The sequence below is a fragment of the Nonomuraea indica genome, assembly GCF_002850745.1.
In the GTDB taxonomy this organism is placed as follows: Bacteria; Actinomycetota; Actinomycetes; order Streptosporangiales; family Streptosporangiaceae; genus Nonomuraea; species Nonomuraea indica.
Map to the genome: position 1 here is coordinate 303077 of NZ_KZ559469.1, position 8759 is coordinate 311835.

Consider the following 8759-nt stretch of genomic DNA (forward strand, 5'->3'; position numbering starts at 1 on the left):
ATCGCCGGACGCCTGGCCGCGTCCGGTCACCGCACGCCCGGCCGCCGGGTCCCGTCATCGACGAGGCCGAAGCGCCGGGCGAACGCCGACAGCTCCTCGCGCTGCAGGTCCGGCTCCGTGGCGGTGGCGTTCACCACGATGCGGGTCACCCCTTGCGCGGCGAGTTCCTCGACCCGTTCGACGTCCATGTCGATGGACCCGAAGCGGGTGTACTCCAGCGCCTCCGGGTCCCGCCCGGCCGCCGCGGCGCTCGCCCGGACGAGCTCCCACTGGACGGCCCGCTCGTCCGGGTGGAGCGCGCCGCCGGGGAAGTAGCCGTCGCCGAGCCGCCCGGCCCGGCGGGCGGCGGCCCGGCTCGAACCCCCGATGTGGATGGGCAGCCGCGTGGTCTGGTGGGGCTTGGGGAAGGAGCACAGGTCGTCGAAGGAGAAGAACTCTCCCGTGAAGCTGACACCCTCCTCGCCGCCGGCCCAGAGCAGCCGGAGCACGTCGATCGCCTCGTCGGCGCGGCGGCCCCGGCCGGCGAAGTCGACCCCGACCGCCCGGGCCTCCCCCGGCAGGGCTCCCAGCCCTGCCGTCAGCAGCCGCATCCTGCCCCTGGACAGCACGTCGATCGTGGCCAGCCGCTTGGCGAGGATCACCGGATGGTGGTACGGCAGCAGCAGCACCCCGGTGCCGAGCAGGATCCGTTCCGTGGCCGCGGCGACGAAGGTCAGGCAGTCGAGCGGATCGGCGTACGGCAGCGACGGCGGTATCTCGTACGGCCCCACGGTGGCGCCCGGGTACAGCACGATGTGCTCGGGCACGTACAGCGACTCGAAGCCGCACGCCTCGGCCAGCCTGGCGAAGGTCGCGATTCTGTCGGGGTCGATCCCGTAGTAGGGCGTGCTGTAGGTGATTCCGAACCTCATCGCCGTTCCTTCGGTCGCATGCCGGGAATCGGCCTGCCACCGGCCGACGCCGCGATGCTAGAACCTTGTCACCGGCGTCAAGGCAACAGGCGGCCGGAGCCGGATCGCCCGGGCGGCTGCCGGGCGCGGCCGGCCGGAGCACCTGGGGCCCCCGGGGCCCGTCTTGACGGTTGCCTCTGACGCCCGCGACCCTTTCCCTTTACTATCTGAGGCGCCTGCGCCGAGCCGGAGATCCACAGGAGGCGACGGATGACCGGGGAGTCCGAGATGCCGGCGACGGCGCGGTGACGCTGCTCGCCGGCCGCTACCGGCTGCTGGCCACGCTCGGCCAGGGCGGCATGGGCACCGTGTGGCGGGCGACCGACGAGCTCCTCCGGCAGGAGGTGGCCGTGAAGGAGATCCGGCTGCCGCCGGACCTCGACGAGGCATCGCGCGTGGAGCTGGCCGAACGCACGCTCCGTGAGGCGCGCGCCGCCGCGGCGCTGCGGTCCCACCCGTCCATCGTGACCGTGCACGACGTCGTCCTCGACGGCGGGCGGCCGTGGATCGTCATGGAGCTCGTCCGTGGCCGTTCCCTCGACCGGGCCGTACGCGACGACGGGCCCCTGCCGCCTCCCCGGGTCGCCGAGATCGGCCTGAGGATGATCGACGCTCTCACGGCCGCCCACGCCGCGGGCATCCTGCACCGCGACGTCAAACCCGCCAACGTCATGCTGACCGGCGACGGGCGGGTGCTGCTGACCGACTTCGGCATCGCGACCATCGCCGGAGACGCCGGGATCACGCAGACGGGGATGCTGACCGGCTCGCCCGGCTACATGGCCCCGGAGCGCCTGCGCGGGGAGGCCGACGGCCCGCTCGCCGACCTGTGGTCACTCGGCGCCACGCTGTTCACGGCGGTGGAAGGCGGTCCACCCTTCTCCGGCCCGAACCAGGCGGCCGTGCTGGCCGCCGTTCTGATGCAGGACCACGCCCCCTTCCGGCTGGCCGGGCCGCTCACGCCCGTGCTGGCCGCGATGCTGGAGAAGGACCCGGCGCGCCGCTGCTCCGTCGAGGAGGCGGCCGGCTGGCTGGACGCCGTCGCGCGAGGAGACGCCACGACGGGCATCGCCTCGTCGCGGAAGCGGATCAAGCTCGGCCGCCCGCCTCGCCGCGTCCGGCGTCAGGTCATGGTGGGCGCCGCGCTGGCGGTGGTCCTGGTCATGGCGACGGGTGTGGCGCTCGTGCCCCAGATGTTCCCGGGCGTGATCCGCCTGCTCGGCTTCGCGCTCGCGTCCCCGCCCACCTACTCCCCGCCCACCTACTCGCCGCGCCCGGTCCCGAGCTCGCCCACGGCCACGCCGCAGCTGATCAGCCGCGACTTCGAGGCGTGCGACCTGCTGACCGGCCGCCAGATGCGCACGTTGTTCGGCGGCACGATGGAGCGCCGGTTCCTGGTCGCCTCCAACTGCTCCTGGCGGGGACGGGACGGCACCCTCCTGAGCCTCAGCGCGATGCGCTCGCCGAGCGTCTCGACAGCCGCCATGATCCACGAGCAGACCGTCTCCTTCATGAAGGACGAGCCGAGGCGCACCGCGGGGACCAAGGTGCGCGAGGGACCGGACGTCGGCGACGAGGCGTTCAGCCACACCGGGAAGTCGCCCTTCTCCTGGGGACGCACGCTCTACGACACGAAGATCTCCTTCCGGGTGGCCAACGTCTGGGTGAACCTCACCGTCACGGCGGGGCGGCCCGGCTACGCCACCGCCGACCGGGCGGCCGGACTCGTCGAGAAGGCCCTTCTGAAGTACCGCTAGCGTTCCGCCCTCTCGCGCGGCGGCTCCTCGACCAACGACTGCTCGACTGCGGGCCCGGCTCCGGCGGCGAGGGCGGCTGCTCCGGCGGGCCCGGCTTCGAGTCCGGGTCCGGTGGCGGGTCCGGTGGCGGGTCCGGTGGCGGGTCCGGCTTCGAGTCCGGCGGCGGGTCCGGCTTCGAGTCCGGCGGCGGGTCCGGCAGGTCCGGTTTGTCCAGCGGCGGCTCCGGCGGGTGCGATGCCCGCGCCGGCCTGCAGGGCACGGTCGAAGAAGCGCAGCAGCTCGACCGGTAGCGGCATGATCAGGGTGGAGTTCTTCTCGGCGGCGACCTCCACCACGGTCTGCAGCAGGCGCAACTGCAGCGCGCCGGGCGTCTGCGACATGATGCCCGAGGCGTCGGCGAGCTTCTGGGCGGCGCGCAGCTCACCGTCCGCCACGATCACCCGCGACCGGCGCTCGCGTTCGGCCTCGGCCTGGCGTGACATGGAGCGCTTCATGGCCTCCGGAAGCTGGACGTCCTTGATCTCGACCCGGTCGATGTGGATGCCCCAGCCGAGGGCGGGGCTGTCGATCATCAAGGCGAGGCCCTTGTTCAGCTCCTCGCGGTTGGTGAGGAGGTCGTCCAGCTCGCTCTTGCCGATGATCGAACGCAGCGAGGTCTGCGCCACCTGCTCGACGGCGAACAGGTAGTTCTGCACCTCGACCGCGGCCCGCATCGGATCCTGCACCCTGAAGTAGGCCACCGCGTCGACCTTGACGGAGACGTTGTCGCGCGTGATGCCCTCCTGCGTCGGGATGGGCATGGTGACGATCTGGACGTTGACCTTGCGCATCTGGTCGACGACGGGGATGAGAAGCCTGAGTCCGGGCTGTCTGATCTGCGGCTGGGCCCTGCCGAAGCGGAAGACGACACCTCGTTCGACCTGGTTGACGACTCTCACTCCGGCGAGCGCCACCAGGAGGACGAGGAAGGCTAGGACAGGGAGCACGATGTTGATGTCCATGACGGTGTCCCTTCGTCTCCGAGCCTAGTTCCTGGAACACCTCCATGGGTCACCCGACGATGACCCGCTCCTCGGGAAGCTGGTAGCGGCGGGTCCGGTCCTTCAGCGCCAGCGCCGACCCCAGCGTCAGCGGGCCGGTCCTGCCGACGAACATGAGCAGCACCAGCAGCACCTGACCGGCCGGGCCGGTGTCGGCGGTGATGCCGGTGGACAGCCCGACCGTCGCGAACGCCGACACCACCTCGAACAGCACCCGGTCGAGGCCGTGCGGGGTGAGGACGAGCAGCAGATAGGTGGAGACGGCGACCAGGGCGACGCTCACGAGGCTGATCGAGACGGCCTGGCGCTGCGCGGCCTGCGGCAGGCGGCGGTGGCCGATGTTCACGTCCGACTCGCCGCGCATCTCCGCCCAGATGACGAACGCCAGCAGCCCGAACGTGGTCACCTTGATGCCGCCGGCCGTGCCGGCGCTGCCGCCTCCGACGAACATCAGCAGGTCGGTCACCAGCCAGCTGGAGGGGTACATGCCGGCGATGTCCAGGCTGTTGAAGCCGGCCGTGCGCGGCATGACGGCGGTGAAGAACGCCGCCAGCAGCTTGCCTCCTCCGTCCAGTGCCCCCAGCGTCCCGGGGTTGCGCCACTCGGTGACCAGGAACGCCAGCGTGCCCGCCACCAGCAGGATCACCGTGACGGCCACGGTGACGCGGGTCAGCACCGACCAGCGGCTCGGATCCCGCCAGGCGCGGGACAGCTCGAACATCACCGGGAAGCCGAGCCCGCCCACGATCACGGCCGCCGCGATCGGCAGGCAGATCCACGGGTCGGTGACGAACCCCATCAGGTTGTCCGGCCACAGCGCGAATCCGGCGTTGTTGAACGCCGACACCGCGTGGAACGCCCCGAGGTAGACGGCCCGGCCGAACGGCTCCCCATAACCGAGCAGAAAACGCCCCGTGAGCAGGACGGCGATGACGGCCTCGCAGGCCAGGCTGAACAGCACCACGTTGCGCACCACGCGCCGGACGTCGCTCATGCTGAGCGTCTTGGTCTCGGCCTGCGCGAAGATCCGGGCGCGCAGGCCGAGCCGGCCGGAGACCAGAACGGTGAACAGCGTCGCCAGGGTCATGATCCCGAGCCCGCCGATCTGGATCAGTCCGGCGATCACCACCTCGCCGAAGAACGACCAGTGCGTCCCGGTGTCCACGACCGCCAGCCCGGTCACGCAGACCGCGGACGTGGCCGTGAACAGCGCGGTCAGCCAGCCGGCCGGCTCGCCCGACTCCGTGGCGGCGGGCAGCGCCAGCAACCCCGTGCCGAGCAGCACCGCGACCCCGAAACCGGTGACGATCACCTGCGCCGGGTGCTGGAAACGCTGGAGCAGGGCTGAGGCCATCCCCACGATCATTTCTCCTGCTTGTGGAGGCGGCACGGTGGACGCGCGCCCGTGGTGCGGCGTCGCGGGCACGACGCGGGCCCACGGTAACAGCGGCCCTGTCCCTCGACGGCGGCGGGCGGGCCCTTCCCCGCCAGGATGCCCCGTCGTCGGCCGCCGACGGGGCGCCCCGCAGGCCGGCGTCCTGCCCCGTCCGGCCCGATTGAACCTTGTGCCCCACTTCGGCATCAAATGCCACAGAGATCACGATGGGGGAGCACGCGGATGGCGACGGGGCTGATCGACGGGGACCCGCAACGGCTCGGCGACTACTGGCTGGCCGCCCGGCTCGGTGCGGGCGGCCAGGGCGTGGTGTACGAGGCGTACGCGGAGGACGGCCGCCGGGTCGCCATCAAGGTGCTGCACGGCGACCAGACCGCCCAGCTCGGCAGGGAGGCCGAGGCGGCCCAGCGGGTCGCCTCCTTCTGCACCGCCCAGGTCATCGCCGCCGAGCTGGACGGGCCGCGGCCGTACATCGTCAGCGAGTACGTGGAAGGGCCGAGCCTGCGCAAGGCCGTCGCGGACGGCCGCAGGTTCGCGGGGGGCGACCTGATCAGGCTGGCCACCGCGGTGGCGACCGCGCTGACCGCCATCCACGAGGCAGGAGTGGTGCACCGCGACCTCAAGCCCGACAACGTGCTGCTCGGCCCCGACGGGCCCCGGGTCATCGACTTCGGCATCGCCAGAACGGAGGAGATGTCGCTCACCGACACGGGACTGGTCAAGGGGACGCCGAGTTACATGGCGCCCGAGGTGTTCACCGGGCAGCGGGCCGGCGCGTCCGCCGACGTGTTCGCCTGGGGGGCGATCATGCTCTTCGCGGCGACGGGCGCCGACCCGTTCCAGGCCGACAGTCTCGGCGGAGTCATGCACCGGGTACTGTCGTCCACTCCCGACCTCGGCGCGCTGCCCGCGCAGCTGCGCCCGCTGGTCGCGGCCGCGCTCAGCAAGGAGCCCGCGCAGCGGCCCGACGCGCGCGGGCTCCTGCTCGCGCTGGTCAGCGGCGAAGCGGGCATCGGCACCGCCGGGCTGCTGGCCAGAGGCGGGCAGGAGGCCGCCCGGGTCGTCGTCACCGCCGAGGACCCGGCGCTGGGCGCGCTGGCCGAGGACGCCTACGCGCTGCTCGACGCCGCGGAGCGGGAGCTGGCGCCGGAGGTCTTCCTGCGCCTGGTGACCGTGGACGAGCGCGGCGAGCTGTCCCTGCGGCACGCCGCGACGGCGGAGCTGGTCGAGGGCAGGCCGCTGCCCGAGGTGGCCGCCATCACCAGGATCCTCAAGGTGTTCGGCTACCTCCTCGCCCGCGAGGGCGAGGAGGTCCGGCTGGCCCGTCCCGCGCTGCCGCACGCCTGGCCGAGATACCGCCGGTGGATCGACACCAACCGGGACGGCCTCGCCGTCCACCGCCAGATCCTGGTCGCGTCCCGGCAGTGGGACGCGGGGGGTCGCAGGGACGGCGACCTCTTCCACGGCTCCAGCCTGGAGAACGCGCTGCAGTGGGCGGCCACCGCGCGCCGGAACATCACGCTCTCCCCCGCCGAACGCGACTTCCTCGAAGCGGCCGCCGGGGTGAGCAGGCGCAGGGCGAGGAGGAGCAGGCTCGTCTCGCTCAGCCTGGCGGGGCTGCTGGTGATCTCGCTGGTCGCCGGCGGCCTGGCCGTCCAGCAGAGCATGGTCGCCGACGAGCGGGCCGCGCTGATCAGCAGGCAGCTGAGGCGCTCGGAGGCGACCAGGCTGACCGCGCTGGCCGACGCGGCGCGCGGCACGGATCCGAGGCTGGCGATGCGGCTCAGCGCGGCGGCGTGGAGCCTGGACCACACCCCGCAGACCCGGGCGGGCCTGGTCGCCTCCCTCGCGCAGCGCGAGACCGCGGCCTTCAAGGATCCCGCCGTGGACGGCGGCACGGTCAGATGGCTGAGCGCGGACGGCAGGACGCTGCTGAGCGTCGGCGAGAACGCGGCGCGCCTGTGGGACCTGCGCACGGGCCGGCGGGTGGGTGGAATCCGTAACCTGGGACTCGGCGCGGAGACGGTCGCGGACGCCGCGCTGTCGCCTTCGGGCCGCGTGCTGGTGGCCGTCACCGACAGGGGCATGCGGGCATGGGACCCGGCCGACGGCAGACTGAACATGAAGTGGGACTTCGACCGCGTCCTCGACCTGCGCAACACCGCACCCCTCATCTCCTTCGCCGACGAGCGCGGCCCGGTCCTGTCCGTGGGGGACCGGCCCACCGTGCGGTGGAACCTCGCCACCGGAAGCAGGAGCCGCGCCGCCATTCCGTCCAGGCTCGATGCCAAGGGCGAATGGGACATGACCTCCCGCGAGACCGTGCTGCGCCTGACCAACCGCAGGACGAAGCGCGAGGTCCCACTGGGAGAACAGGACGGCGCGAACGAGCGCGGCGGCTGGAACAAGGGCTCGGTGGCGGTCAGCGCGGACGGCCGGTTCGCCGCCTCGGCCTCCGCCACGGAGATCCAGATCTGGCGCCTGGCGGACCGGGGGCTGCTCACCACCGTCCCCGTGCGGGGCGACTCGTCCGAGAGCCACCTCCCCGTGGGCTTCTTCGACGGCCGTGTCTACCGCTACCTCGTCGACGACCGGGTCTTCTCCGTCGACCTGTCCGACCTGGCCGCGCGGGACGACACCAGCACGTCCGCGGTGGCGTTCGCCCCCGGCGGCCGCCACCTCGTGATCACCGACATGGAGGGCACCAAACTGCGCCAGGCACGCGGCGGGGACGACCTGGGCGCCCTCCCGACCACCGACAGCGTCGCCTTCACCGCCGACGGCAGGCGGCTGGCGATCCTCCGTCCCGACCGGATCCGCGTCGCCGACGTGCCGTCGCGGGCCACGCTCGCCGAACTCCGGCCCGCCACGGGCGGTATGGAGCCGCTGCTGGCCGCCTTCAGCCCCGACGGGGCGCGGCTGGCCGTCGTGCTGCGTACCCCCGACGACGGCACATCGGTCGGCCGCTACGCCGCCCAGGTCTGGGACTGGCGCGGCCGGCGGCGGCTCTGGAGCGCGAAGCAGGGCGAGATCACCGATGCGGCGTTCTCGCCGGACGGCCGCACGCTCGTGCTGAGCGGCCCCCGCCTGTCGCTGCTCGACGCGGCGACGGGCAGGCGCGTGGGGGCGCCGTTCGGCGGCGAGGGCGTGCGGGTGTTCTTCACCCGCACGGGCGAGGAACTGGTCGTGCTGGACTCCCGGGGACGGGTGACGCTCTGGGACGCCGCCACCAGGCGCATCCTCGGCGCGGCCGTCAGGGGGGCCGACGGCATGTCGGCCGCCTACTCCCCCACCGAGGACGTCGTCGCGGTCGGCGGCAAGGGCCGCGTGCTGCTGTTCGACCCGTACAGCGAGACCGGCCTCGGCGCCTACCCGGACACCGGCGGGGCCGGACCCGACGGCGGAGGCTGGATCCGGTCGCTGGCCTTCACCGCCGACGGGTCCTCGCTCCTGACGGTGGACGACAAGGCGGTGGTCCGCGAACAGCCGGTGGCTCCGGCCAAGGTCCTGGCCGCCGTCTGCGCCCGCGCGGGCGGGCCGCTCACCCCCGCCCAGTGGGAGACGCACGTGCCCGCCCTGCCGTACCGGCGGGCCCGCCCCCGACCCGCGCGGGGGG

Annotated in this window: 5 protein-coding genes; 2 read left to right on the forward strand and 3 right to left on the reverse strand. The window is 73.1% G+C overall.

The window, feature by feature from the left end:
- Positions 1-26: 26 nt before the first annotated feature.
- A complete protein-coding gene (locus tag CXR44_RS13085; RefSeq protein ID WP_101786054.1) occupies positions 27-911 on the reverse strand; it encodes a TIGR03619 family F420-dependent LLM class oxidoreductase in 885 nt (294 codons plus the stop codon).
- 284 nt (positions 912-1195) lie between these two features.
- Between CXR44_RS13085 and CXR44_RS13090 the strand changes: the two genes are divergently transcribed.
- Positions 1196-2707 carry a serine/threonine-protein kinase gene (locus CXR44_RS13090; protein WP_101786056.1) on the forward strand — a complete coding sequence of 504 codons (1512 nt, stop codon included), beginning with the start codon at positions 1196-1198 and terminating at the stop codon, positions 2705-2707.
- On the opposite strand, the gene CXR44_RS13095 is transcribed toward CXR44_RS13090, so the two are convergent.
- Together CXR44_RS13095 and CXR44_RS13100 are read right to left on the reverse strand one after the other, a co-directional pair.
- Positions 2704-3708 carry a slipin family protein gene (locus CXR44_RS13095; RefSeq protein WP_101786058.1) on the reverse strand — a complete coding sequence of 335 codons (1005 nt, stop codon included), beginning with the start codon at positions 3706-3708 and terminating at the stop codon, positions 2704-2706. The genes CXR44_RS13090 and CXR44_RS13095 overlap by 4 nt on opposite strands.
- A 49-nt stretch (positions 3709-3757) precedes the next feature.
- Complete coding sequence (locus CXR44_RS13100) at positions 3758-5113, reverse strand: TrkH family potassium uptake protein (protein WP_101786060.1); 1356 nt, start codon at positions 5111-5113, stop codon at positions 3758-3760.
- Positions 5114-5365: 252 nt separating this feature from the next.
- Between CXR44_RS13100 and CXR44_RS13105 the strand changes: the two genes are divergently transcribed.
- Positions 5366-8759: WD40 repeat domain-containing serine/threonine-protein kinase (locus CXR44_RS13105; protein ID WP_219601780.1), on the forward strand; the 3394-nt coding region annotated here is incomplete at its 3' end.